Raw genomic sequence first — 25,519 nt, 5'->3', positions numbered from 1 at the left:
AAATGATCGATTGCAAATAGCTTAATGAGAATGGGTGACTATCTTCTAAATTCGCCACTAATAAGTGGTTTTTAGGTACTGTCATTTTAGCATTCTCCCTATTATAAATGGGGTAATAATCTTAAAAACCAATCAATATATCAGCATAATGATCGATATATTGGTCGTGCTATATGCAGTATTAAACCGCATTTCATTTACTACTCAAATTTTGATAATGCGGTAGCAGTTAATAAACTCTCATCAAAGAATTTATAAAAAAAGGAGAACTGCAATAACAGTTCTCCCTTTATCAAATCTTATCCACTGATGCTATGACAACTCTCTTTAAATATTAGTTAGCCGTCGTTTCTACAGTGGTTGCTACTTGAGTAGCGGTTGGTGCTTTAGCAGCAGGTTGAGGGGTTTTGTCTGATAATGAGTAAACATAAGCTGCAAGCAGCATAATACGCTCATTACCCAGTTTGGTTTCCCACTCAGGCATCACACCAGCACGACCATAACGTAAGGTTTCGCGGATGGTCTCACGATCACCACCATATAACCAAATGTCATCTGTCAAGTTTGGCGCGCCAGTAGAAGTCATACCTTTGGCGTCTGCACCATGACAAAGTACACAGTTAGTCGGCTCATTAAAGATTGCCTCACCTTGAGCGACTTGAGCTTTATCAAGCTCGTAACCAGGTTGGTTGCCAGATATTGATAGCACGTATTCAGATACCGCACGTACCCCATCTTCACCGATTTGATCACGCCATGCAGCCATACCACCAACTCGACCTTTATGTAGCGTGGTCAAAATGTTTGACGCTTCTCCGCCATATAACCAGTCATTGTCAGTTAGATTTGGATAGCCTACCGCACCTTTGGCGTTAGAGCCATGACAGACCGCACAGTTCTGTAAGAACAAACGACTACCAACTTTTAAAGCATTCGGGTTTTCTGAAAGCTTTTCTACATAAGGGGATAGTTCTGCAGTTTTCTCATCAATTTGAGCTTGCAGATCTGCTGGTGGTGTTTCACTGCGGCGCATCGTTGCCTGTAACTCAGCAAGTGCCGCTAAGGTCTCTGTCGCACCACTAGCATCCGCTTTTGCTAAAATGTTTTTCTCAAAGTTATCCGTAAATACTTTGTTATTACTCTCAAGCTCGCTATATAGCTCGTTCTTAGAGGTCCACGGTACAATTTCGCCATCGACTTCTACAGTGGCAATACCTTCCCATTTTGATGGGAAAATACCTGGGAAAAATACCCAATAGGCAACACCCCAAGCGATAGAGCCAAAGAATATTACGAGCCACCATTTAGGTAATGGCTTGTCGTACTCTTTGATACCATCATAAGCGTGGCCTGTCGTACCGTCATCTTCTAGTTCTGGCTTGTACTTCAATACCATTAGTAAGACACCGAGGATAGCAGCCCAACACATGATACTTAGTATGGTAATCCAAGAACTCCAAAAAAATGTCATCGTTTATCCTTATTGCGCTGCTCTTCAGACAGAGATTTTATATCCTCGTCATCAAGCGCAAGTTGTGCATCTTCTTCGAAGCGTTTTTTGTTTTTTGGCGAATACGCCCACCATGCAACACCTACGAAGGCAACAAAGGCAGAAACGGTCGCAATTGTTTGTAATTCACCAATACCCATTAGCGCTGTCCTTCCATCGCGGTGCCCAGTTGCTGTAGATAAGCAACCAAAGCATCAAGTTCAGTGGCACCAAGTACAGCATCTGGTGCTCCTTCGATATCCTCTTCAGTGTAAGGTACACCAAAGCGATCACGGAATAGACGCATTTTAGTTTGAACGTTTTCACCATTCACTTCGTTGGTAGCAAGCCACGGGAAGCCAGGCATTACTGATTCAGGTACTAGTGAACGTGGCGCAATTAAATGCTGCTTTTGCCAGTCTTCAGAATAACGACCGCCAACACGTGCTAGATCAGGTCCAGTACGTTTTGAACCCCATAAGAATGGGTGATCCCACGTAGATTCAGCAGCACGTGAGTAAGGTCCATAACGTTCAACTTCAGCACGTAGTGGACGAATCATTTGAGTATGACAAACGTGACAACCTTCACGAATATAGATGTCACGACCCTCAAATTCTAGTGCAGTCCATGGCTCCATAGAGGGCAGGGGAGCATTCACCCCACCTTCTTCAGGACCCTTGTTGTCATATATCAATGGTACGATTTCAACTAGCGTTGCAAAGCTAATAGCAATAACGATACCGATAACCAACAAGCCTGTATTTTTTTCAATAATTTCATGCGGTGTACCAGACATGATCGCTCCTTATACGTTAGCTGCTGAAGGTTTATCAACACTAGGTTCATGATCAGTAGGATCTGCGATATCGACAGGCTTACCTTCTGGCATTTTAAGTGTTTTATAAACGTTATATGCCATCACAAACATACCCGATACATACAAGAAGCCACCAAAAGCACGACCAATATATGGGAAATGTGAGAACTCAACTGTATCAACGAAGCTATATACCAATGTACCGTCTGGATTAGTAGCCAGCCACATCATGCCTTGGCCAATACCTGAAATCCACATAGATACGATATAGAAAATAGTACCCGCTGTCGCCAACCAAAAATGCGTGGTGATTAAGCTGATAGAATACATCTTAGGTTTGTTATAGATACGTGGTAACAGTACATATAGCGAACCAATGGTAATCATACCTACCCAACCAAGTGCACCTGAGTGTACGTGACCGACTGTCCAATCTGTATTATGCGATAACGCATTCACTGTCTTAATCGACATCATTGGACCTTCGAACGTCGACATCGCATAAAACGACAATGCCACAATCATAAAGCGAATGATCGGATCGGTACGCAGCTTATCCCAACTACCTGATAGTGTTAGTACACCGTTAATCATACCACCCCAAGATGGCGCAAATAGGATGATTGAGAATACCATTGCTAGAGACTGCGTCCAATCTGGAAGCGCTGAATAATGCAAATGGTGACCACCAGCCCACATATATGACGCAATAAGTGCCCAAAAGTGAACGATAGACAAACGGTAAGAATAAATAGGACGACCAATCTGTACTGGAACGAAGTAATACATCATTCCTAAGAAAGCTGCCGTTAGATAAAAACCTACCGCATTATGTCCATACCACCACTGTACCATCGCATCGGTCGCACCGCCAAATAACGAGTAAGACTTAAATGCGCTAACAGGAATCGCCATGCTGTTTACGATATGCAGTAATGCAATCGTAATAATAAAGGCTGCAAAGAACCAGTTAGCCACATAAATATGTGAGGTTTTACGTTTGATGAGCGTACCGAAGAAAACAATGGCATAAGAGATCCATACCAAGGCAATCAAAATATCGATTGGCCACTCAAGCTCAGCGTATTCCTTGGTCGATGTTAAACCTAAAGGTAGGGTAATAACCGCTGATACGATAACGGCTTGCCAACCCCAAAAGGTAAACCAAGCTAAATAAGGAGCAAATAACCTTGTCTTACAGGTACGCTGAACAATATAGTAAGACGTTGCGAACAGGGCAGAGCCACCGAACGCAAAAATGACCGCATTGGTATGTAGCGGTCTTAAACGACTAAATGTCAGCCATGGAATGTCAAAGTTAAGTGATGGCCATGCTAACTGTGAAGCAATGAACACACCAATACTCATGCCGACGATGCCCCATACCACGGCCATTATCGTAAAGAATCTTACGATAGTAATTTCGTACTCACGGTCAACTGGGGCGACTGCTGTGTTTTGTAAACTCATTGGATGATTCCTTTACAGCCCGAATTATCAACAGAATTAACTAACTCTCCGCGCTATCTGCATCATAAAAGTAATAGTCAGATAAAAATAGAATCGCGGTACATGCTGTTTTTTGTCTCGCTTATCACCACAATATTATTAACTATCAATCTAAGCTTTCGCTTTATATCAGCTGGTATTGAGGCATAAAGGCGTTTTAAACGCCCGACACTCACAGCTGGTCGATAGTAGGATTGTTAATAAATCATTAAGGTGAATAAGAAGATGCGCCGTTTTTGAGCATCAAACATCTAAAGAGGTGAAGTATTTATCTTAATTATTACCAAAAATTCTGTACTAATGAAGATAGATACCAATATCCATAGGGCCATAAAAAGTTACTGACCATAGACGTATGCTAGCGGCGGCTGACAAAAAAACATGTTTGCGTAATGTTTAGTTAAAACTCCCGACTCTGTTTAAGGGTATTGTAACGCAATCCTAATCAAATATCATCAGAACTATGCGGCAAAATACAAACTCTTTGGTAAAAATCTTAGCAAGCAACTTATTATAGCTATGCAATTTGTCTATTTTATACTCAATTTTATCACGATTCTAGGAATACATTTTGGTGATAGAGGGACAGTAATTACTGCGCTTAGATATCATGACCAGCAGCATTTTTGTAACAATGGCCGCATAGGCACTCTAAATAAGTTTTACTTATCATCAAGTCGACCCTTATAATGAGGCTAAATATAAGTGATGATAGCAGTTTTCATACTGCTATTATGAGCAACTATTTTATCACTTGATATCCAGTCAGGCGAGTGAGCCAAACAACGGTAGCCTGAAATAACATCAATTAAGGACAATAATATGGCAGTTTTTTTGACAGATGAGTGGTTTGAGCAAGTTGAGCAAATGGGTAATGAGGCAGGCGAGCTAAATTTGCCGCCAGCACTGGCGAATATGATCGTCAATCTAAAAGTATCTGACACTGAGCAAGACATCGAAGCGAACTTTGCAAACGGTTTATTGCATCGCGGCTTGAACGACGCCGCGACAACCACATTGTTGCTTGACCGCAGTATCTTGCAATCAATCATCACTGATTTCGATACCAATGAAATTATGGGTGCTTTTATGGGTGGTAAAATTCGTGTTGAAGGCGATATGTCACAACTGATGGCAGTACAAACGGCACGCCCAAGTGCTGAACAAAAAGAGCTATATACTCGTATCAAATCAATGACGACCATGGCTTAATTTTATATTTTCAGGGTTTTATCCTGACGATTGTAAGAAGACAAAAAGCCCCTAATGCTTATTAGGGACTTTTGATTTGATGATACATTTAATGGTCATTCTTAAAAGTAGTGGATGACTCGTAAAGTAGTTAACTGGCTTTTGATTGCTGCGCTGCACTTTGCTGGTTTTCTTTATAGATGGCAGCTTGTAGCCAGACGTTCGCTTGTACGTAGTCATGCACTTTAATAGAAGCCGTCTCTGGCGTGTTGAGCGCGCCGATACGAATCACGAAAGGATCGGCATCTTGTTCGCGTAGTATCACGACATCAAACAGGATAATGGATTTATCATTAAATGTTGTTTCTTGCTTGCCGAGCACCTGACCTTGGCACCATGCTTCATCTTCTTGTCCCAAAGTATCACCAAATAGATAGGCACACATGTGACCCAAGTTGATCTCAACTGGCGCCATTTGTGCTTTGGTCTCTGGTTTCCATTCTTTGATTTGCTCTTGCAGATCATCGGGTATTTTTCCATCATTGGCGGCAACGATGTCGTTAAATGCACGGTGGTAGCGGATCGCTTCTTGATCTTCGACCATGATGACTTCGTTTTGCTCACTTAGCTTAATCTCATGTGCCCAAGCGCTAAAGTTCACAAAGTAAGACGTGTCTCGCTGATATAAATGGCGATTGGTGGTGTAGAGCTGGTCAAAGGCGTAAATAATACTGCCATCAGCGGTACGCAAGCGTAATACAGCATCGTGTGAATTGTCATTGGCAATGATGCGCTCAATCTTACAATTGAGTCCATACGGGCTATCGACACAAGGATAAGCATTGATAAAGCATTCAGGCTTACCATTTTTCATGGCTAATACTTGATTGATATGACAAGGCTGATTTTCAGACAGCAATAGGCAGCTGTCTTGAGCGCTGACATTACTATTGAGACCTTTAGGCATGGCCGCCTTTTCGATCATTTTTTGTAGCCATTCTGGCACGTCATGACTCATGTCATCGGTCAGAATACTCCAATGATCGGCGTGACCTGCAGATTGCTCATCAGTCATGGTGATTTTGGTGGGAGATTGGACGTTTTTATATTGATAATTAATGGTCATGAAGATACTCAAAATTAGTCAGCGTGAGGTTTGGACCTGAAACGGCTATTGCTGGCTATCATAAGGCTTTATTTAACACGATAGATTTATGATAGTTGGCAACGTTGTCATCAGTAAAGGGTCAACAAACCACAATGAATGGTTAATGACAATTGTCCTTAGCATACAATATATAGGTATTGACGCAAGTAATAGCAAGCCCCTCATAAAAAATAGTAACAAAAGCCAGTTTTTTATTAAAAAATACGCCCAGTTTTTGCTAATGACTGGCACATATCAGCCAAATTGTGTCAAACTAGCTCCCTTTTGACGGCTGTCTTTGGCTCGTCTGAAACCCTGTTTTTGTGTTCGATTTATATGTGACTATGGCAAGTGCAGGTGTGAGATGCATTTGCTGTTGCTCGTTTTATAGTATATATAAAGTCGCACGTAGATAAGATAAAGAGTTTGAATATGTTTCGTCCTTTAGCGTTGTTTATCGGCTTACGATACACCCGAGCAGAGCGTAGTAATGGTTTTATCTCCTTTATCTCGCTTATCTCGATGATTGGTTTGACTCTTGGGGTTGCCGTATTGATCACGGTGCTATCAGTCATGAATGGTTTTGATCGGGAGTTAAAAACCCGTATTTTGGGTATGGTCCCGCAAGCAACGGTCGTTTCCACCGAGATTATCAGTGATTGGAAGCAATTGGCTGATAAAATTAAAGAAGATCCTGAAGTGGCAGCTGTAGCGCCCTTTATTCAACTGCAAGGGATGTTGACGTCAAACGGTCAGGTTGCAGGGATTATGGTCACTGGTGTCGATCCTGAATACGAAAAAGATGTCTCTATTATCAATGAACATATGGTTCAAGGCAGTATTGATACTTTACAAAGTGGTGAGTTCAATATTGTGCTGGGTGAAGAGATGGTACAGTCTCTAGGTCTGCAACTGGGTGATAAAGTGACGCTAGTGCTGCCAGAGGCATCGCCTTCACCAGCTGGCGTGATACCACGATTCAAGCGCTTTACCTTGACAGGTATTTTTACCATCAGTCCAGAAGTGGATAGCCTCATGGCATTTATCCCGATGGGTGATGCGGCAAAACTGTTGCGTCTGCCAGATGGCGCGCAGGGTGTGCGTATGAAGCTTAATGACATCTTTACCGCGCCGATGGCAGCAGAAAAAGCTGCCGCTATTGCCCCTCAGCAATTGTATCCTAATGATTGGACACAAACGCATGGCAACCTATTTGGTGCGATTCAGATGGAAAAAGCCATGGTCGGCTTACTGCTATTTTTAATTATCCTAGTAGCAGCTTTTAATATTGTTTCAAGTCTAGTGATGCTCGTTACCGACAAAAAAGCGGACATTGCGATTCTAAAAACTTTTGGTGCATCTCCTCGTTTGATTACCCAAGTGTTTATGGTGCAAGGTGTGGTGATCGGTGTGATTGGTACGATTGCTGGTACGATACTGGGCGTGATATTTGCGCTTACAGTGAGTGATATTTTAGGCTTTATTAATCAAGTCTTTAATTTGAACTTGTTTGATGCGTATTTTGTTAATTATTTACCATCAGAGTTGCGTGTACTAGATGTGGTATTGATTACAGGTGCGTCTTTCGTACTGAGCTTTTTGGCAACCATTTATCCGGCACGCCGAGCGGCTAAGATTCAGCCTGCCCAGACACTACGCTACGAGTAATCTCAAATGCCTAAGTATGGGACTAAATACTGAACTAAGTATCAGACTCAGTATTGAAATCAGTATCGAAAAAAATAAAATAAAGGAAGCGCTATGTCAGCCATTTTAGAGGCGAAAAATATCAACAAGATATATGATGAAGGGGCGGTTAGTACGCAAGTACTGACTGGCTTGGATTTGACCGTCCATGCTGGCGAGCGCATCGCCATCGTTGGCACCAGTGGTTCAGGCAAGAGCACTTTGCTACACTTGCTTGGTGGTCTTGATACGCCAACCAGCGGCGAGGTCTGGCTACATGGTCAATTGTTAAATAGCATGAATGAAACTGAGCGCGGTGCCATGCGTAACAAGCATTTGGGATTTATTTATCAGTTTCATCATTTGTTAGCCGAATTTACTGCCATTGAAAACGTTGCAATGCCGTTATTGATGCGACCAGAGGTCTCAACGACTTCAGCAAGAGAGCAAGCAATTGCGATACTAGAAAGTGTCGGACTTGAGCATCGTCTGGCGCATAGACCTGGTGAGCTATCGGGCGGCGAGCGTCAGCGTGTGGCTATTGCCCGTGCTTTGGTTACGAAGCCGTCGCTTATTTTGGCAGACGAGCCAACTGGTAATTTGGACTATGACAATGCGCAAAGCGTGTTTGGATTATTATCAGAGCTGCAAAATACCATGCAAACCGCACTATTAATGGTGACACATGATCGCAATCTAGCAGCGCTGGCGGATCGTCAGTTATTGCTACGTAATGGTCATTGGGAGCAGTATTAACTGTTTTTTAACGCTGTATTTTTTAGCGCTTTAAGTTTAATAGCGTAAATGGTTATGGTTGCTAAGTAGTAGGGTGTGTCCTGATTTAAGTCAATGGATATCTACATGGGCTAAACTTTATCAAACGTCGTTGAACTGAACTGCTGGTTAATATCACTATGATCTGTAGTGTTTCTCTTGTTTGACGGCAATTTGTCTCGCTTTTATCATCATTGCTAAAGTGAGGATATACCCTAGAACGACAAAATTTATGTTCAACAGGCACTAAGTTTTTAATAAAAATAAACGCAAAATGGGGCTGCAAAATGCCGCCAATTGATTGAAGAAGGACTATTATGATGGATAGAGATGACGACCCAATCGCTGCTTTTGGCAGTGCCGAAGAAGGCAATGAACCGTTAAAACCCTATATGGATGCGACGTTATTCGAGACAATTGATAAACAGGCACAAATAGATCTATTAACACCCGTTTTTGATGCCATTACTTTGGCTGGCGTTGATTATGATCTAAAAGCTCAAGACAGTGCAACGGGCAAACGCTATACATTGCTTAAAGATGAAAAAGTGGTTGAAGTTTTCGTGATGGACACTAGCCTTACGGACAACATCCTTGCGGCCATAGAAAAGAATAAAGAAGCAGAGTGATTGGTATCAACAAAGAAAATGGCTTTTGTTTTTAGGTCATAGCCAGCTTAAGGTGATATCGAGACATAGCATAGAAAAATCGAGGATAGATGGTGACCTAGATTGCTATCGTTAGCGAATGGTTAGCAGTAAAAGGTGGTTCGCTACGTTATGGTTACCATGACTTGATAACAGCAGCATATATTAGATTTTAGGTGATTTATCAGAAGGTTCTTGCTGACGTTTTTGCCAGCTCACGACGGTTTTGTAGCGCCAAACCGCCTTAAATGCCAGTCCACAAACGATGCTGGTCACAATCGCTAAGATCGTCAAGCCTATGCAAAAAGCAGCAATCGATACCGTACCGCGATAGGTAATAAATGGATTTGCGCCATCTGACAGTGCCCATAAGCTAAAATCAGCAATCATCCTGCCGATAAGCCGCAGACTAATCATCGGTACGTCAAGGATTTTGGCACCGATATAATAGCCTGCATAAAAGATGGGCAAGCTCGTGAGTGGATTGGTAATCCAAGTCAAGCCGAGTGCCATGGGAACATTGGCACGAAAAATTAATGAGCCAACTAGAGCCAGTAGCATCTGCCCTGGCAATGGGAAAAATGCACTAAGCACCCCGATATAGACCGCTTTATTTAAGCTATGTCGATTAAAGTGCCATAATCGTGGATCAGCCAAATGCGGTGCGAACAGTTTTAAGGTGCGACTTTCTAAGATTTTCTCTGGCGTAGGAAGCAGGTCTTTCAGACGTTTTTGGGGCACAGGATCGCCTTTTGTAATCGTTAGCTACAGTCCGCTCAATCGCATTGATGGTCTGCTATAAAGTAATATTATTCATAAAGTGTACAGCTGAGGATATAGAGGATAATGATGTCAGATTATCATCATCGCAATATGTCAGTCAGTATAGGGTAATAGTTATATAAATGCTATTGCATGACGTATCAGTTGTTGTTTCTGGTTTTAGTATCAATCTGTTTTTTAGCATTCCGGTACATTTTCGTCGTATTAAGTGGCTATTTATCATAATAAATGGCTTTATTTAGGCAAAAACTAATATTCACCTCATCAAGCAAGGAGCGCTGGTGTACTGGTTGATTGGTAGCTTGATTATTATCGCCATGATGGGCGTTTTGGCAGTCGCAGATAGTATGGCGATACCCACTAGTTCATCGTTAATGGATATATTGAATACTCCCACCTTATCTTTGTCGCTCATTATTTTTGCTATTATACTGATTGTTATTGCCCAGTTTAATGTACCTTCTGCAAAACCCAGCCATTTATCGCAACATACTGCGGGTCTCTCTTCACGTAATCCTTCATATAATATTTCACATAAATCTAAACTCTTCTTTCGTATCTTGACTCATGTTTTAGTTGCTGTATTGGCAATTGGATTAATCATTGGCAGTGGGCTGCAAGCCCTGATTAGCCATCAGCAAGCAGAACTAACAGAAATCACTGAGCCAATGCGTGTACAAGCATTAGTCACCATCGAAGGAATAAGTGACAGCGTTTATGACGTCGCCACGGACAGTGGCTATCGACAAGTTGCTGTCATTAGTGATATATCACCCTTGGTGTCGGCGTTGGCGGTTGAAGATTTAGATGCCATGACCAGTAACTTTCTAATAGATGAAAATAATAGCCTAAGCAATAATAGATTGTATGAAAATAACTTAAATAACAATAACAATAACAATAACAATAACGGTAAGGATGGCACGTACCGTGTATTGCTCAATGGTTATCCAAAAAATCCATCAAAACAATCATCCAAGAAAAATTTGGACAACAATCCGTTTGACCGCTTAAATTACTTACAACCTGGCGATCAGCTGTTTATGAGTTTAGCGCTTGCACCACTGGCGACCTCTGAGCAAGCGTTGAGCAATCCATCTGGTTTTGACAGTTATCGCTGGCTGCGAGGTCGTCATATTGATGGAGTCGCTAATATATTGACCGTTGGCACATCAAATGTCACCAATACTGAGGTATCAAAGCCAGCATTTTCCTCTTCTTCATATCTGCAGCGTTTTCAGACTTATATCAACCAAGGACGTTGGCAATTACGCCAGTATTTTTATCAAGATTGGTCAACACAGACCACAGCAGCGCAACAGGCAAAAGCGGTCACTTTAAGTTTGCTCACAGGTGATCGCAGTTTAATCAATCGCGATACCAAAGATCTATATCAGCTGGCTGGTATTTCACATTTGCTGGCTATCTCTGGCACTCATGTATTGTTTTTAGCGATTATGCTGGCGGGTGCGGCGGTGTTGCTTTTTGATCGGTTATGGCCAAGGATTTATCGTTATGTACCGCGTTGGCAAGTGCGCTGGTGGGTGATGATCGCTGCTGCTTTTATTTATGCGTTATTTACTGGTTTTGATGTACCTGCTGCTCGTACCGCATGGATGTTATTCGCGATAGGTTTGGTACGTTTAACATTATTGCCGGTTAGTACGATGCGGGTGTTGTTTGCCTTGGCAGTGTTGATGGCATGGCTTGATCCCTATGTATTATGGCAGGCAGGGTACTGGCTATCTTTTATCGCAGTGGCATTACTCCTTAAATATGATGATGCATCATATACGCAATCAGCTGTCGTATCAGAAACGGCATCTGCTCATAATGCCAGTGTAGTAGAGACTGCGTTCAAGCATATTTGGATAATAGGCAAACGTGTATTCAAATTACAATTTTGGCTATTTATTACTTTATTACCTATTACATTGCTATTATTTGGCAAGGCGTCGCTGTGGGGTCTTGTCATCAATCTATTTGCTATCGGTTTATTTGGTTGGGTGATTGTGCCACTTAATCTGTTGGCAGGGCTTTGCTATCTTTTATCACCTGCTATTGCTGATAGTATTTGGCTGCTTGTTAGCGCCATTGTCGCGAAATTGCATGAACTGATAACGTGGTTAACCTCATTACCAGTATTGTCAGAAGCGTGGCTTTATACCCCCGTGAATGTCGCCATATTGCTGATGGTACTATTAAGTATGTTGCCATGGCTACTACCACGAGGATTTATCAGTCGTTGGCTGGCACTGCCGCCGCTAACCTTATTAATGATGACAGTATATGCCAATCAGCAATCACTAACGACGATACCGACCTTGTATATCTTACCAACGGGTGACCCCTATATAAGCGCTGCTTTGTTACAGTATCCTGTTACCAATAATAAGCAGTCATCCACAACAGATACGCATAAGAACAACATCAGCTGGCTATTTTTATCTGACCACAGACCCAATGTCGCACGAACGATGCCCAGTAATCTAACGGCGAATAAGCTGTCGATGACATTGGCGCAGCAGCTGGGTAGCTTGTCAGTTGATACACTAGAAGGTATAGTCGTGCAGAGTAGTAGTGCTGGATTGACGGATACGCTTACTACTGATAAGAAGTATTTAGCTTCTAATGCTTCTGCTTCTGCTTCTGCTTCTACTAATGCTAGTGCTTCTGAGCTGTTGCCTTTGACGGTTTTTCAGCTTAATCAGCATTTACCTATTAGTCAGTATTGGCAAGCAGGGCGCTCTGATCATTGGTCTGCATTTCAGCAAGCCTATAAAGTCACTAGCCAATCCAAGGACATTACGAATATTAGTGTGCAACGTTGTGAACAAGGCAAAACGTGGCAGTTGGGCAATGGTGGTTTGTCCATACAAGCATTGACAGGGTGGAGCAACATAGACAGTCCGAGTGTTTGGGATTGTACGGTGGCTATAGATGCCAGCTTGCCCATAAGGGTATTAAAATATAATGCGGCTGATCCACTCAAATCAATACCTGCCACTGCGCAGACACTCACATCAAGTAGCCAGCCACCGACTCATCAAGCCAATATGCCTCGGGCACGTCTGATATTAAATGCAGATACTCATCAGCGTATTTGGCAAATGTGGACATTGTTATGTCCAGTTGAACCACCTGAGCAACCACGCACTTTTCGTAATGTGACATGGGTAGGACATAGCACATCACAGATAACTGCTAAGGTGATAAGTCGTCAAACCATCAATGAAATGATCACTTATGACGACAAAATGCCAGAAGCAACGTTGTCTCTCAATGCGGCAGTAGATACTACCAATACGATGCCATAAAAATATTGCTTATCTAATCAATGTTACAATATAGTGATATTTCGCAGTTATACTATTGAACCATGATTGAAATACCACCATACTTAGCAGCCTATGAATATAGATGACTGTGACCGTATTTGGAGTGAGAAGCAGCTCCTTATTACTGACTGTATTTCTATCTTCTCTTTTTATTGCTTTAGACTGTTTCTGACTTAGGAAGTTATATGCCCAACTGGCCACCAGACCCTAACAAACGTCCTGACAATTCGGCAAATCAGCCAGTACCGATGTCGCCGCCAAGCCAGCCGAGTGGACAAGAATGGCAATTGCTTGAAAACACTTTATTGGCTAGTGTGGTCGAGCAACGCCGCGCCCGTCGCTGGAGTATCTTTTTTAAACTATTGACCTTTGGTTATATTTTACTGATATTTCTGACGCTTGGTCGTAGTTGCAGCAGCAGCGCGCCAACGGGTCTAGATGGTGTTGACACTAGCAAGCCGCATTTAGCCGTGGTTGAGCTACAAGGTGTCATTAGTAGTGGCGATGTGGCCAACGCTTATGATGTCAATGAGGCATTGACCCGTGCTTTTGAAAACAGCAATTCAAAGGCGGTAGCATTGGATATCAATTCACCTGGTGGCTCACCAGTACAGTCTGATGAGATTTGGCAGACTATGATGGATTTGCGTAAAGAATATCCAGACAAAAAACTCTATGCAGTGATTGGTGATATGGGTGCTTCTGGCGCGTATTATATTGCTTCTGCGGCGGATGAGATTTATGTAAACCCATCAAGTTTGGTTGGCTCTATCGGCGTGATTATGCCAAGCTATAACATCAAAGGTTTGATGGATAAAGTTGGCGTAGAAGATCGGACGATTACTGCTGGTGAATACAAAGACATCTTAAGTTTGTCACGTCCGTTAACGGATTATGAAGAAAAACATGTCGAAAAAGTATTGGACAACACCCACAAGCATTTTATTAATGCAGTGAAAGAAGGTCGCGGTGATCGTCTCAAAAATCCTGAACAAAATAAGCTGTTCTCTGGATTATTCTGGACAGGCGAGCAGTCGATTGAGCTTGGCTTAGCCGATAAGAAAGGCAGCATCGCTAGCTTAGAAAAGCAGTTAGAGCTGGGTAATGTCATCAATTATAGCCCAACAGATCCGTTCCAATTATTCATGGACCGCTTTGCTGTTAAATTGGGTGCGGGCATTGGCTCTAGTGTCAGTCTTGATGTTTTACCGCAAGAAGAAGGTAATGCGCAGATGCGTTAAGCGTTTTATGTTTGAGATTTACTGTGTATGATTGTTGAGGCTGAGCGTATGATTATGCTCAGCCTTAATTGTATATGAGATTCAATGATTATAAAAAATATCCTAAATAGCGACTTAAATCGAAGAGAGCTTGTCATGAGTGATGAAATTAATTTGCCAACTTTTACTGCTTTACCTGTCTCTACAATAACCAACAAACCTGTCCTGCATTTTGCTCATGCTAATGGGATGCCAAGTGCTGTTTATCAGCCATTTTTTGAGAAGTTAGCAGAATTTTTTACCATTGAATATATTGCCATGCTGGGTGCAACGCCTGATTATCCAGTCGATGATCATTGGCGTAGTCTTACACAGCAGATTATTGATAGTGTCAAAAATACCTGTGAGAAGCATGGTGTGACGCAAGTAGTGGCAGTGGGCCATTCGCTGGGTGCAATGTGTACCTTGCAGGCATTGTATCGTGCGCCGCAGTACTTTGCCCAAGCGGTACTCATGGATCCACCTTGGATTTATGGCAAAGTGAGCTTGCTATGGCATTTGGCAAAGACGGCGGATAGATTGCCGATGATGAATAACCGCCTGATGGATAAACTGTCACCAGCTGGCGTGTCTAAGCATCGCCGTGATGTCTGGGAGAGCCGCGCAGATGCATATGATAGGATGCGGCATAAAGGCTTTTTCAAAAACTTTGATGAACGCAGTTTTCAAGGCTATATCAAGCATGGACTACATGAGCGTGCGGATGGCAAAGTGACATTGGCGATTCCGAAAGCCAGTGAGGTCGCTGTCTTTCGCACCAATCCATCTTGGTATTGGCTGGCACCAAATCATGGCCCAAAGCCGCCTGTTACTTTGATTATCGGTCAAGACAGTATCTTTTTAAAACGCCGATTTCCGCAACAAATAAAGTCGCGTTTGAATATTCCTTATGAGACCCATGCCGGTGGTCATATGTTCCCACTTGAGTATCCAGAGTCGGTCTCTCAGCAAGTATTATCATTGATTGAGCAGCAACTACCAACATAATCGCTGATGACTATTTATGCTCATTATTGCTTATGTTAATGCGAGCTGACAAAATATCCGTTTGAGTAATGACTTTATGCTAAAAAATGCTACTGGTTCGCACAATCTTAATACGCCGCCTAAGCGCACGCCGCTATTTTCACGATTGGGTGTCTTTCTACTGACTGTTGGTATGCTGATGGCATTTTTTATGAGTCAGCTGCTAGGCGTGTATATTGCTGGCAAGTTAGTATTACCGGCTTCTAAAAATTCAACCATGGCTGATATCTTCTTTTTTGGTAGTAACGATGGCACCGTGGTCAGCCTCTCTATTATTATAGGCTGCGTGCTATTGATCGCTATTAGCCTTTTGGTGATCCGTGTAAGAGGCGGCGATAGTCGGCAGTATTTAGCGTTAAAGCCGTTCTCATTTGCGGTGGGTATGGGATTGCTTGGGCTGCTATTGATATTTATGATTGGCAGTCAGGCATTGACTTATTTACTTGATAAATCGCCACTGCTCTTCGTCGATCCTTTATATCAGTCTGTCAGCTCAGTATGGCTGTTGATGTTTGCAATGGTCATTGTCGCGCCAATCTATGAAGAGCTGATATTTCGTGGCCTATTATGGTCAGCGATCGCAGAGCAATTTACCTCGTCAACTTATTCAAAGCATCGAGGGGCGATCGTAGCAAGTGTCGTGACCAGCTTGATATTTGCGGTGATCCATGTGCAGTATGGTATTTATGAAATCAGTACCATTGTGGTACTGGCATTGATATTTTGCTACGCGCGTATCAAGTCAGGCTCGCTGTTACTGCCGATATTATTGCATATCGTGAATAATGGGGCGGCGATGTGGCAATATATTGCGCAAATCGCCTAAATAAACAATGGCTATTTCGGCGTTATTATTACACTTTTATAGCTGTCATCATAATGATGAATTTTCTTAAGTATCAGGATTTAGTAGTAACACCTCATCCGCTGCCCGTTTAATATCATCGATTGTTAGCTGAGGTTTGCCACTTAACGCCTGTCGCCATTTGCGCGCACCCGTCAGTCCTTGAAACAGCCCTAAATAATGTCTTGTCATCGTTGGCAGTGCTTCACCTTTAGCAATCTGCGCCTCCATATACGGATAAAGCTGCACTAAAATATCTGAGCGCTTAGGTGCTGGTTCGTTCCATAAGCTATTGGTTTCTGCTAATAGGTAAGGGTTGTGATAAAACGCGCGACCAATCATCACGCCATCCACATGCTGCAAATGTGCTTCGATGTCTTTAACGGTATCGATGCCGCCATTAATCTCGATATCAAGCTGTGGAAAGTCTTGTTTGAGACGATAGACATCCTCATAACGTAGCGGTGGTATCTCGCGATTTTGCTTGGGGCTAAGCCCTTGTAGCCATGCAGTACGTGCATGGACAATAAAGCGTGTACAACCCGCTGCTGCCACTTTTTCTACAAAATCCACCATAAACTCATAACTGTCAAAATCATCGATACCAATACGATGCTTGACGGTTACTGGGATATCGACCGCCGCTTGCATGTGTTTGACCAAATCAGCGACTGTATTAGGCTCTGCCATGAGGCAAGCACCAATCTTATTATGCTGTACGCGATCCGAGGGACAACCAACATTGATATTGACCTCATCATAGCCATGCTGCTGAGCAAATTCAGCGCATTGCGTCATCTCGCTAATATCTGCGCCGCCCAGCTGTAGTACCAGCGGATGCTCAAGCGTATCAAAGCGCAGATGCCGTGCACGATTGCCATGTATCAGCGCGCCCGTACTGATCATCTCGGTGTACAAATAAACATGCGGATTGAAAAGCCGAGCAAAATAACGATAATCCGTCGTTGTCCAATCAATCATGGGTGCAACTGATAGGCGCTTATTATTCATTAAATCAAGCATTTAGCATTAAAGCCTTATTTGGTATAGGTTTGATGGTAATAATCATCGTGGGTTTGCGTGTCTTTACATGACTTTGCGTGACTTTACGTGTGATTATGTTGTACCGTATTTGCACCACAACCGCAAATATGAGAATGGTACAAATGGGAACGATAGCGCAGCGCAAAACTAAAGATGGTACAACACGGTATAGGGCAGTCGTTCGTATCGACCGTGACGGTTATCCACCTTTTAGTCAATCAAAGACATTTAGCAAAAGAGCGTTAGCCGCCGCTTGGATAAAAAAGCGTGAATCGGAGATTGAAGCTAATCCCGATATTATGCTCAATCGTGAAGCTAAGTCAATGCGATTGCAAGACGTTATTATAAAGTACATTGACGAGCTTGGCGATCAGTTTGGACGTACTCATAATTTGAGCTTGCTACTGATAAGTAGATTGCCTATTGCAGCAAAGCAAATTGGTAGTTTGAGGCGTGAGGATTACACCGCATTTGCTGATGGTCGATTGTCAGGCAAGTATGAAGGTTTATCACCTATCGCACCTGCTACTCTCAATGGTGACATGATAGGCTTGCGCTCCGTACTTAAGCAAGCAAAATTAGCTTGGGGTTTAAATGTCAATCTAGCAGAATTTGAGGATGCCATGCTTGGCTTAAAGTACAGCCGCAAGGTTGCAGCAAGCAAACAGCGCAATAGAACACCAACCAGTGACGAGTTGCAAGCATTGACCACGCACTTTTATAAAAACTTTCGCCGTGGTAGATCAGCATACCCTATGCACCTGATTATTTGGCTTGCTATCTATACAGCCAGACGACAAGAAGAATTAATACGATTGCAGATATCGGATTATAAAGACGGCTGGTGGCTCGTTAGAGACGCAAAAAGCCCACAAGGTTCTATCGGCAACCATATCAATACTAAGGTCGGCGATAAAGCTGTGGGCGTAATAAATGCGCTAATGGCGGATGATATAAAGGCTAGTATGAGGCGCAACAATTTGTTGTGGGATGACAAGCGACTGTTGCCATTGTCAAATAGAAATATCTCGAAAATGTTTACCGATGCTTGCCGTATGCTCGCTATCGATGACTTGCGATTTCATGATCTGCGACACGAGGCGGCAACCAGATTATCAGAGCAAGGGCTAACTGTGCCACAAATGCAACAGGTGACTGGTCACGAATCATGGTCAAGTTTGCAGCGATATGTCAGCGTAAAGCCTCGCAAAACCGTGTTGGATTTTGACGAGGCGATGATGGTTGCTATGCGTTCATTGCATGGTGGTCTTTAGCGGCAACCTCTGCTGCATTATCAATCCACTGTACCAATGCCTTGACATGGACATGGTATGTAGTTGCCTTGCCTTTGCCGTTAATTACGACTGGAAAGGGTAGGTTGCTGTCACGCGCTTGCTTCTCGTACTGCTTGATAGTCGTATCTCTAAGATAGTCTTTAGCGACCAAATCAAGCGGTATGAGTGGGTTAAACCCATAGCGCATGATTAGCATTTGCTCTGTGTTAAAGTTAGTCATCTGTCACCTCATCTAATTTAATCATAATGTCGCCATACTCAGGCGTGCTTGGTTCAGGTAACTCTTGACCACTAGCCGCATATATTTTTAGTGCGTCCATACAGGTGTGTGCAGCATCAACAAAAGATTTATTTTGACCGCCACTAATAAAAGGCATATCTCGCAAAAATACTCTGTAGCGAGTTCCACTTATTTTGCTAGTCATTTCTTTAAATTGTGCTGGGTATAATTTACTCACAATCACCCCTTTTATGCAGATTTTGCATAGTGCTAATAAATGGCGTTAAATCAGGTTTGCTATAACTGTCAGGCTTCATAATCTTGCCGTTAGCATCAAACTCAAACTTGCCTTTGACCATCTTACTATTGTTTGAGCGTATGACCTCTTTCAATGCGCCTTCAATATCAAAGCCCATCATATAAGCAACACCAGTAGCGGTCACGATTTGGTCGCATAGCGCGTCTAGTAGTTCGATGTGGTCATGTGGTTGCGCTGAAAAAGCTATTTCTTCTAAAAAGTTCTTATAACCTCTAGCGCAGTTGTCAACGGTTTTTGATGCTAGATGTTCATCACCATGACAAGCCACCATCATTTCGCTAACTTCTTCATAATGGCAGCCGATTTGTGTCAGCCTATCTTTATCAGTCGGCTCAGGCTTTGCTCTCTTAAACCAGTCTGTAATATCGGTTATCGAGTCGGGCTTAAAATACGGCTGCATCTTGCTGGGGTAGTGGTCGGTTTCAATCCAGAGCTTAACTTCTTCGATTGATTCAAACCCTTCCTTCTTTCCGTGCGAGCCTTCCATTTGGTCATGCCAACGTGTGCCAAAGTCGCTGTCAACTGCACCATAAACGGTATAAAAGACACCTGCGCCTTGTGCGTGTTCTACAAATATTCGCTTATCTTCTGTGTGCATAGCATTCCACGGCAACACCTTCAACGGTAAATTACTCATTGTTCGCTCCATACTTATTATGATAGTTTTGCGCCCACTGCTTAGCTGCTTGTACGCTGTCAAAATCGCTTGATTGAAAAGCAGGGTAGTCGCCTTTTGCGCTGTAAATCACACGATGACTATTGCCTATCGTTTCGATTCGATAGCTATGACTATCGGTATTCGCTACATCGTTTTTTGACCAGTTTAGTTTTTTAGTCATTGGTTTTGCTCCAAAAGTTCGGGGTTTTGATGGATGTTGCCGATGACAGGCATTTTCACGCCACGATTCCATTCTGGGTTTTGTATGACCTTGCTATGCTGCAACTTAAATCTCGCCCAAGCGCTATCAAAAACAACCAAAAAGCGTTGATCGCCTTCTTCTAGGATATCGCCCTCGTAAATCTCAACACCGTTCTTGTCTTTCAAACCTGTGAATTGCATAAAAGAAAACACTTCATCACTAACTAGGCTTTCATTAAGTTTTCTATTGTTGTGAATAGTTAGCAACTCCTCGGGACTTATCATTTCTTCCGCTTCATGGTCAAAACATCTAAACTTAATCTGTCTCATTTTTATTATCCTCATTAATAAATAGATGACCTGTATCGTAGGTCAATCGGCTTTGCCTCGACTGCTTTTTCAAAGCTCATGCTAAGCACGTAAGGAGTGTCAATCTCAGCTGCTGATGTTATGCGTCACTGTCAGCGATAACGGCGTGTATTAGCTCCCACGCAGGATAATTAGTTAAAACTGACCGTCGTAGAAAGGTGCGAATGGGATATCATCATCTGTTGGACCCGGCGGCATAGTTGATTGCTGCTGATTGTTCGCTGGCACATTGCTTGGCGCACTATTGCCTTGCTGATTTTGCTGTGGCGGCTGACCTTGATTGCTCGTTTGATTATTAAAACCTTGTTGCTGGTTTTGTGGCTGGTTGTAGTTACCTTGCTGATTATTACCGCTAGCACCATCTAACATTTGCATCTGGTCGGCGCGTATCTCAGTCACGTAGCGGTCACTGCCGTCGTCAGCCTGATACTTGCGAGTTCGCAGGCTGCCTTCGATATAAACCTTTGAGCCCTTACGCAAGTATTGCGCTGCAATCTCACCCAAGCGGTTAAATAATGAGATACGGTGCCACTGAGTATCTTCGCGTTTCTCGCCACTTTGCTTATCTGTCCACTGCTCAGACGTTGCGACTGAGATATTGGTCACGCTACCGCCGTTATTAAACTGACGGTGTTCAGGGTCATTGCCAAGATTACCGATGATGGTTACTCGATTAACACCTTTCATATATATATTCTCCATTCTCATTACGTTGTCGTTGTTTACCTGCTATTTCGTCTTGTAGTCTGTGCAACTTCATGTGACCAGAAAGCGTCATCAAGCAAAGATTGTCTATATCGTTATTCGTCTTACTGCCATCAATATGATGTACGCACTCACCATCAACCAGTTTTCGACCAAGCCATGTTTCCATGACAAACCTATGCACAAATTCACCTTTATTTTTACCGCGTGTAAATCTCGCATATCCTTTGGATGTATCTATTCCAGCGCTATTTTTCTCACCAGCCGCAACCTTTGCTTTTGCTAAGTTGTCGCACCATTCCTGAGTAAATTCTCGCCTAACACCCTTATTGCTAGACATCCTACCTCTATCAGCAGCACCTCTAACGCCATCTGCTCGACTTCTTAATATCCCAGCTTTCTTAAACCTAAACCTTAGTGTTGAAAGCGGTATTTCTGTGCGCTCACTTACTTCAGGTATAGACATTCCGGATAGGTACATATCAAATTCATCCCACCCCGTTTCATCGATGATTACTTTATTAACTCCGCGCATAATATTCTCTCTTATTTGATTTAGCCAAAACGGATGTGCTGACCTTTGGTGATTGTTACGCCTTGAATATCAAGACTGTCTTTGTCTGCTAGCAATGCCTTTTTATCGGCTTTAATCTCTAGCACTTGGTACTTACTAGGCAAGCTATTTGGGTTCTCAACCGTTACGCTATACTGGCTATTTGCTTGCAGACGTACTGGCATAATATCGTCATGCACCTTGTCGATTTTTAGCAGCTCCATAGCAGCGATAGCAGCGTCTTTGAGTGCTTTGATGTGGTTATCAATACCGCGCTTACGAGCTTGCAATCTAGCCACCTCTGCGCTAATAGCTGAGCTACTGGCATCAAGGTTTTTAACGTACTTGCCGATATTGACGACCTTTGCACCGATGTTATCTTGCAAGTCGAGTAGGGCGATTGCTTGCTCATTACTGACCTCTTGACCATCTTGTAGCAGATAACCCAACTTAGTGAGTCTTGCTGTATAGTCGTCGGTTAATTCATAGATAGTTGCCATCAAGCACTCTCCTTGTTTCGCTCCATAGCAGCACTATTTAGCAGCTCTTGATTATCCATTGGCACATAATCACCAATCGCACTAAGAGCGATATCATCATCAACTTGGTTTGCTTGCTCAATCTTTGCCTGTTCTGCTTCGTGCTTATCAAGCATAGTCTGCAATCCGTTGTCGATAGTTGAGAACTTGCTATCAGGCTCATTTGCAAAGTTTGGGTACTTGGATCTAACGAGTAGCTGTTTGTCCTCTGGTAGCTTGTTTAGCTGCTTATTCAGTGCTACAAGGTTGTCATCACTCATGTAGTAATTACTGCTACTGTTGAGCCAGTCGTTTAAGTTCGCGCCAGTTTCAGGTGTTATCAAAAATGGCGTGTTTTGGTCAAACAGACTGGTTCTGTCTTTGCTGACCATTGCGTAATGGCCTTCGTGTGATAAGTCAAAAACGGTTGTAAATTCATACTCAAAGCCGTCACGCATGATGTACTTCATACCAACTTTGAAAACCTTGTTGCCTTCTTTGACGATTTCAGCCTTACTACGCACAGTTGCTATCAAGTGGATTTTGCTAGTAACAATCTTCTCTAGTAGCTTTTGATGACGTGGTGTAACCTCATTCCACGCAGCGTATGAGTTGTTTTTGTACTTGGTGCTAGCTAACATAGCGTTAATCTCTAAACAACCACCTGTACCGTCCCACTCATGCGACATACTATCTATAATTACCGTCTCATAACCTGCCTTCTCCGCTGCCTCAATAGCCTCAATATATCGCTCAGGCGTGTAAGGCGCTTCGAGTTCCAGCACGTCAAAATCAAACTTGTCTGAGTAAAGGCTAGATGATCCATTCTCAGTATCAATCATGGCGATTTTGCCACCTAAACCTCTTGCGATTTGAAGTGCTGCTGTGGTCTTACCGCTACCACTTACGCCAGCTATTGCTAATCTCAACTTTGAGCGTTTGCGCTCTGCTTTATTAAATTGCATGATTAAATTCCTTGTCTTATATTCTGTGTTTGTTGAGCTTCGATAATCACATCATCAAAGCTCTCTGATTGCTGCCACGCGCTGATTAACTTGCGTTCCTCATCATCGGTCAGCCTGAACGTCAGCGTGTCGTGATGGTCGTACGCTTGCCATTGGTGGCTCATAGTCTTATTCCTTATAAACCTACATCGGCTGCTGTTAGTGGTTCGCCTTGGTTGTTGATTGGGATAGGGTTTTCGTACATAGCGCCAAAAGAGTAGAACTTGCCGTCTTGAAGTGTGTCGATGATGACGAGTGCTCTTAAAGCTCCAACAACACACATAATGTAATTATCCCCACGCTCCAACATCGCCCTGCATAAATCACTACCCGTCAGCTCACTACTCAAATCAACCTCTAGTAGCTCTTTTGCTATGTCACGTTCGATTAGCGAGTTTTGCTCAACTGTATATTCAGATATAGCTGCTTCTAAATCAGATATTGCGCTATCGTAAACTTTGTCTAGTATGAATTCAGATTCATTGTTTGATGCTGCTTGTAAGATCTGTCCAACAGTATCGTCTCCTTGCTCATCGCATAAATCTCTAGAAAATCCGTGAGCAAAAAAAGATATGAAGCAAGACGCTCTGCCTTTTTCTTTTATGTTGCTAGCTATAGTTTTTCGCTCTGCAATTAATTTATTTTTCAGCTTAATAGTCTCTGCAAGCTCTAACAGCTCGTTTTCACCGATAGACCCAATCGTTAAATTTCTCATAACTCACCACCCTTAATTTTTCTCAATGATTCATTCGCAGCCTTAACCGTTTGATACTGCTCAGACTGCAAATATTCGTCCGTGTAGCCTTGCTCAGTCGTTGGTTGCCACTCATTGCTCACAAGTAGCTCACCGTCAATCTCAACGAGCGTGTAGGCTTTGTCGTCAACGATGACCGTTTGAGCCATCGCTAGTGACGCAGCCATGGCGCCAAAAGCAAAGTAGATAGCCATTGCCAGGATTAGTTGTTTCATCGGCAGAACTCCCTATCTATTGCGCTGTTTTGCCAATCGGTTGTATTAGACAACCTGCCAACATACTTAGACTGACGCACTATCCATGGACGTATAACGTGCTCGTTGTCTACTCGAGATAACTGGTCTTTTTTGACGTTATGCCAATAAACTTTCTTATCAGCATTGACAGCCGCACTTTTAACCAATCTAGGCGCATTAGCAAAAATTGATTTTGGTAGCTTACTCATCACACCACCTCGCTTTCATAAACCACAACATCAAGACCAATCTCACGACTCAGCATCTTGCTAAAGTTCTTGATATCCCAATCATCAGTAAGCGGAAAGCGTACCGACTCAGCACCGCCAAGCTCTAACTCATGAATGACGGCTGTATCACCGTCAGTCTCGTAGTAAAAGATTGCGGAGATAATCCCCATATCTACTATTTTCTTTAACATGGTCGCGCTCCTTATGCTGCGTAGTGGTCGTAAGCTGGTTTGTGTTTTGGCTCGATGTAACCGCAAATCACCGCCTTGATTAACTTGATAACCTGAACCTTGTCCGATTCGCTTATCACTGTGCTATCGAGTGCAAAATCATCATCAGTTTCAGGGTCGTAAACTCGTGTGATTTGCAGATTGCGAACATCGTCAACCTCAATCCAACTATCACCCTCAACCGCTAGATGACCGCCCCAATACTCACCGCGCTCACCATCTTCGTGATAATCAGCATCAAACTTGACCTCCATGCCGATATTGTCTTTGATGACGTAAACATAGTTGTCATCACTATCTGCTTGTGGGTCTAACATAATCTGTGTCATAATTACCTCGCTTATTAGTAAGTAAAGCCCTGCGTCTTGGTCGATGTTCAGGGCTTTTTTGTGCCTACAATTTAGTGTTTATTGTCACGTATAGCTCAGCTATACCTTGTGCTTCGTATTCATACAGACTATTAATGCTCGGGTTTTTCTCGATGCTTACTGAGCAAAAATCACAATAAACAGTTAAATCAGCTTGAATACCCTCTGCTGAAAAAACAAAGCTACCTTTTTCATAAGTCTGAAAATCTAGCTCTTGATTTTTTTGCTCGCTTGAAAGATTAGCTAGCAAGTCACGAAGTCTCTCAACCATACCTTTATCT

At 42.8% G+C, this 25,519-nt stretch carries 32 protein-coding genes; 9 read left to right on the top strand and 23 right to left on the bottom strand.

All coding sequences use genetic code 11. From position 1 onward, the window contains the following. Nucleotides 1-334: 334 nt before the first annotated feature. From ccoP to ccoN, 4 genes are read right to left on the bottom strand one after another with little or no spacing between them, the layout of a single operon-like run. Nucleotides 335-1,471: a cytochrome-c oxidase, cbb3-type subunit III gene (gene ccoP / locus Q6344_09480; protein ID WLG12838.1), complete on the bottom strand. Its 1,137-nt coding sequence runs from the start codon at nucleotides 1,469-1,471 to the stop codon at nucleotides 335-337. Further along, on the bottom strand, nucleotides 1,468-1,650 hold the full coding sequence (locus tag Q6344_09475) for a CcoQ/FixQ family Cbb3-type cytochrome c oxidase assembly chaperone (protein ID WLG12837.1): 183 nt from the start codon (nucleotides 1,648-1,650) through the stop codon (nucleotides 1,468-1,470). The genes ccoP and Q6344_09475 overlap by 4 nt, the downstream gene beginning before the upstream one ends. Further along, complete coding sequence (gene ccoO, locus Q6344_09470) at nucleotides 1,650-2,288, bottom strand: cytochrome-c oxidase, cbb3-type subunit II (protein WLG12836.1); 639 nt, start codon at nucleotides 2,286-2,288, stop codon at nucleotides 1,650-1,652. Before ccoO ends, Q6344_09475 begins: the two co-directional genes overlap by 1 nt. 9 nt (nucleotides 2,289-2,297) lie before the next feature. Next, complete coding sequence (ccoN, locus tag Q6344_09465) at nucleotides 2,298-3,779, bottom strand: cytochrome-c oxidase, cbb3-type subunit I (protein ID WLG12835.1); 1,482 nt, start codon at nucleotides 3,777-3,779, stop codon at nucleotides 2,298-2,300. Nucleotides 3,780-4,640: 861 nt separating this feature from the next. On the opposite strand from ccoN, the gene Q6344_09460 reads away from it, so the two are divergent. Continuing rightward, on the top strand, nucleotides 4,641-5,030 hold the full coding sequence (locus tag Q6344_09460) for an SCP-2 sterol transfer family protein (GenBank protein ID WLG12834.1): 390 nt from the start codon (nucleotides 4,641-4,643) through the stop codon (nucleotides 5,028-5,030). Nucleotides 5,031-5,160: 130 nt separating this feature from the next. Here the strand turns inward: Q6344_09460 and Q6344_09455 are convergent, their stop codons facing one another. Beyond that, nucleotides 5,161-6,135, bottom strand: coding sequence for a hypothetical protein (locus Q6344_09455; protein WLG12833.1), 975 nt, complete (start codon nucleotides 6,133-6,135; stop codon nucleotides 5,161-5,163). A gap of 453 nt (nucleotides 6,136-6,588) precedes the next feature. Here Q6344_09455 and Q6344_09450 point away from each other — a divergent pair, with 453 nt between their 5' ends. The 3 genes from Q6344_09450 (at nucleotide 6,589) to Q6344_09440 (ending at nucleotide 9,245) form a co-directional block, all read left to right on the top strand. Next, entirely contained in the window at nucleotides 6,589-7,824 is a 1,236-nt protein-coding gene (locus tag Q6344_09450) for a lipoprotein-releasing ABC transporter permease subunit (GenBank protein ID WLG12832.1), read from the top strand. Nucleotides 7,825-7,917: 93 nt separating this feature from the next. Next, nucleotides 7,918-8,598 (top strand): lipoprotein-releasing ABC transporter ATP-binding protein LolD, encoded by a 681-nt coding sequence (gene lolD, locus Q6344_09445; protein ID WLG12831.1) that lies wholly within the window; start codon nucleotides 7,918-7,920, stop codon nucleotides 8,596-8,598. Nucleotides 8,599-8,933: 335 nt separating this feature from the next. Beyond that, nucleotides 8,934-9,245 (top strand): hypothetical protein, encoded by a 312-nt coding sequence (locus Q6344_09440; GenBank protein ID WLG12830.1) that lies wholly within the window; start codon nucleotides 8,934-8,936, stop codon nucleotides 9,243-9,245. Between the two features lie 183 nt (nucleotides 9,246-9,428). Here the strand turns inward: Q6344_09440 and Q6344_09435 are convergent, their stop codons facing one another. Next, the gene (locus Q6344_09435; protein WLG12829.1) at nucleotides 9,429-10,004 is read right to left on the bottom strand and encodes a DUF2062 domain-containing protein; all 576 of its coding nucleotides are present in this window, start codon (nucleotides 10,002-10,004) and stop codon (nucleotides 9,429-9,431) included. 323 nt (nucleotides 10,005-10,327) lie between these two features. Between Q6344_09435 and Q6344_09430 the strand changes: the two genes are divergently transcribed. From Q6344_09430 to Q6344_09415, 4 genes are all read left to right on the top strand, one after another. After that, nucleotides 10,328-13,363, top strand: coding sequence for a ComEC/Rec2 family competence protein (locus Q6344_09430; protein ID WLG12828.1), 3,036 nt, complete (start codon nucleotides 10,328-10,330; stop codon nucleotides 13,361-13,363). A 206-nt stretch (nucleotides 13,364-13,569) separates the two neighbouring features. Next, complete coding sequence (sppA, locus tag Q6344_09425; protein ID WLG12827.1) at nucleotides 13,570-14,625, top strand: signal peptide peptidase SppA; 1,056 nt, start codon at nucleotides 13,570-13,572, stop codon at nucleotides 14,623-14,625. Between the two features lie 135 nt (nucleotides 14,626-14,760). Then, on the top strand, nucleotides 14,761-15,651 hold the full coding sequence (locus Q6344_09420) for an alpha/beta hydrolase (GenBank protein ID WLG12826.1): 891 nt from the start codon (nucleotides 14,761-14,763) through the stop codon (nucleotides 15,649-15,651). A 76-nt stretch (nucleotides 15,652-15,727) separates the two neighbouring features. Then, nucleotides 15,728-16,516: a CPBP family intramembrane metalloprotease gene (locus Q6344_09415; GenBank protein WLG12825.1), complete on the top strand. Its 789-nt coding sequence runs from the start codon at nucleotides 15,728-15,730 to the stop codon at nucleotides 16,514-16,516. Between the two features lie 66 nt (nucleotides 16,517-16,582). Here the strand turns inward: Q6344_09415 and dusA are convergent, their stop codons facing one another. Continuing rightward, nucleotides 16,583-17,557 (bottom strand): tRNA dihydrouridine(20/20a) synthase DusA, encoded by a 975-nt coding sequence (gene dusA / locus Q6344_09410; protein ID WLG12824.1) that lies wholly within the window; start codon nucleotides 17,555-17,557, stop codon nucleotides 16,583-16,585. A gap of 95 nt (nucleotides 17,558-17,652) precedes the next feature. Here dusA and Q6344_09405 point away from each other — a divergent pair, with 95 nt between their 5' ends. Beyond that, nucleotides 17,653-18,852, top strand: coding sequence for a tyrosine-type recombinase/integrase (locus Q6344_09405; GenBank protein ID WLG12823.1), 1,200 nt, complete (start codon nucleotides 17,653-17,655; stop codon nucleotides 18,850-18,852). On the opposite strand, the gene Q6344_09400 is transcribed toward Q6344_09405, so the two are convergent. The 16 genes from Q6344_09400 to Q6344_09325 all read right to left on the bottom strand — a co-directional run bounded on the left by Q6344_09400 (nucleotide 18,824) and on the right by Q6344_09325 (nucleotide 25,509). Then, nucleotides 18,824-19,093, bottom strand: coding sequence for a pyocin activator PrtN family protein (locus Q6344_09400; GenBank protein WLG12822.1), 270 nt, complete (start codon nucleotides 19,091-19,093; stop codon nucleotides 18,824-18,826). The genes Q6344_09405 and Q6344_09400 overlap by 29 nt on opposite strands. After that, nucleotides 19,086-19,331 (bottom strand): hypothetical protein, encoded by a 246-nt coding sequence (locus tag Q6344_09395; GenBank protein WLG12821.1) that lies wholly within the window; start codon nucleotides 19,329-19,331, stop codon nucleotides 19,086-19,088. Before Q6344_09395 ends, Q6344_09400 begins: the two co-directional genes overlap by 8 nt. Next, nucleotides 19,324-20,049 carry a nucleoside triphosphate pyrophosphohydrolase family protein gene (locus tag Q6344_09390; GenBank protein ID WLG12820.1) on the bottom strand — a complete coding sequence of 242 codons (726 nt, stop codon included), beginning with the start codon at nucleotides 20,047-20,049 and terminating at the stop codon, nucleotides 19,324-19,326. The genes Q6344_09395 and Q6344_09390 overlap by 8 nt, the downstream gene beginning before the upstream one ends. Then, a complete protein-coding gene (locus tag Q6344_09385) occupies nucleotides 20,042-20,251 on the bottom strand; it encodes a hypothetical protein (protein ID WLG12819.1) in 210 nt (69 codons plus the stop codon). Before Q6344_09385 ends, Q6344_09390 begins: the two co-directional genes overlap by 8 nt. Next, entirely contained in the window at nucleotides 20,248-20,556 is a 309-nt protein-coding gene (locus Q6344_09380) for a YopX family protein (GenBank protein ID WLG12818.1), read from the bottom strand. Before Q6344_09380 ends, Q6344_09385 begins: the two co-directional genes overlap by 4 nt. Before the next feature lie 219 nt (nucleotides 20,557-20,775). Beyond that, nucleotides 20,776-21,327 carry a single-stranded DNA-binding protein gene (gene ssb / locus Q6344_09375; GenBank protein WLG12817.1) on the bottom strand — a complete coding sequence of 184 codons (552 nt, stop codon included), beginning with the start codon at nucleotides 21,325-21,327 and terminating at the stop codon, nucleotides 20,776-20,778. Further along, on the bottom strand, nucleotides 21,314-21,880 hold the full coding sequence (locus Q6344_09370) for an HNH endonuclease (protein WLG12816.1): 567 nt from the start codon (nucleotides 21,878-21,880) through the stop codon (nucleotides 21,314-21,316). Before Q6344_09370 ends, ssb begins: the two co-directional genes overlap by 14 nt. A 20-nt stretch (nucleotides 21,881-21,900) precedes the next feature. Continuing rightward, nucleotides 21,901-22,398, bottom strand: coding sequence for a siphovirus Gp157 family protein (locus tag Q6344_09365; protein ID WLG12815.1), 498 nt, complete (start codon nucleotides 22,396-22,398; stop codon nucleotides 21,901-21,903). Then, the gene (locus tag Q6344_09360; GenBank protein WLG12814.1) at nucleotides 22,398-23,381 is read right to left on the bottom strand and encodes an ATP-binding protein; all 984 of its coding nucleotides are present in this window, start codon (nucleotides 23,379-23,381) and stop codon (nucleotides 22,398-22,400) included. The genes Q6344_09365 and Q6344_09360 overlap by 1 nt, the downstream gene beginning before the upstream one ends. Nucleotides 23,382-23,383: 2 nt before the next feature. After that, nucleotides 23,384-23,545: a hypothetical protein gene (locus Q6344_09355; GenBank protein WLG12813.1), complete on the bottom strand. Its 162-nt coding sequence runs from the start codon at nucleotides 23,543-23,545 to the stop codon at nucleotides 23,384-23,386. An 11-nt stretch (nucleotides 23,546-23,556) separates the two neighbouring features. Then, nucleotides 23,557-24,135: a hypothetical protein gene (locus Q6344_09350; GenBank protein WLG12812.1), complete on the bottom strand. Its 579-nt coding sequence runs from the start codon at nucleotides 24,133-24,135 to the stop codon at nucleotides 23,557-23,559. Continuing rightward, on the bottom strand, nucleotides 24,132-24,389 hold the full coding sequence (locus Q6344_09345) for a hypothetical protein (protein WLG12811.1): 258 nt from the start codon (nucleotides 24,387-24,389) through the stop codon (nucleotides 24,132-24,134). Before Q6344_09345 ends, Q6344_09350 begins: the two co-directional genes overlap by 4 nt. Continuing rightward, complete coding sequence (locus tag Q6344_09340; GenBank protein WLG12810.1) at nucleotides 24,386-24,619, bottom strand: hypothetical protein; 234 nt, start codon at nucleotides 24,617-24,619, stop codon at nucleotides 24,386-24,388. The genes Q6344_09345 and Q6344_09340 overlap by 4 nt, the downstream gene beginning before the upstream one ends. Next, nucleotides 24,619-24,831, bottom strand: coding sequence for a hypothetical protein (locus Q6344_09335; protein ID WLG12809.1), 213 nt, complete (start codon nucleotides 24,829-24,831; stop codon nucleotides 24,619-24,621). Before Q6344_09335 ends, Q6344_09340 begins: the two co-directional genes overlap by 1 nt. 11 nt (nucleotides 24,832-24,842) lie before the next feature. After that, entirely contained in the window at nucleotides 24,843-25,199 is a 357-nt protein-coding gene (locus Q6344_09330) for a hypothetical protein (GenBank protein ID WLG12808.1), read from the bottom strand. Between the two features lie 64 nt (nucleotides 25,200-25,263). After that, complete coding sequence (locus Q6344_09325; GenBank protein ID WLG12807.1) at nucleotides 25,264-25,509, bottom strand: hypothetical protein; 246 nt, start codon at nucleotides 25,507-25,509, stop codon at nucleotides 25,264-25,266. Nucleotides 25,510-25,519 lie beyond the last annotated feature (10 nt).

The sequence above is a fragment of the Psychrobacter cibarius genome (genome assembly GCA_030686115.1).
Classification (GTDB): domain Bacteria; phylum Pseudomonadota; class Gammaproteobacteria; order Pseudomonadales; family Moraxellaceae; genus Psychrobacter; species Psychrobacter cibarius_C.
The sequence above is the reverse complement of the archived record's forward strand: the minus strand, read 5'-3'. Positions and strand labels throughout refer to the sequence as shown.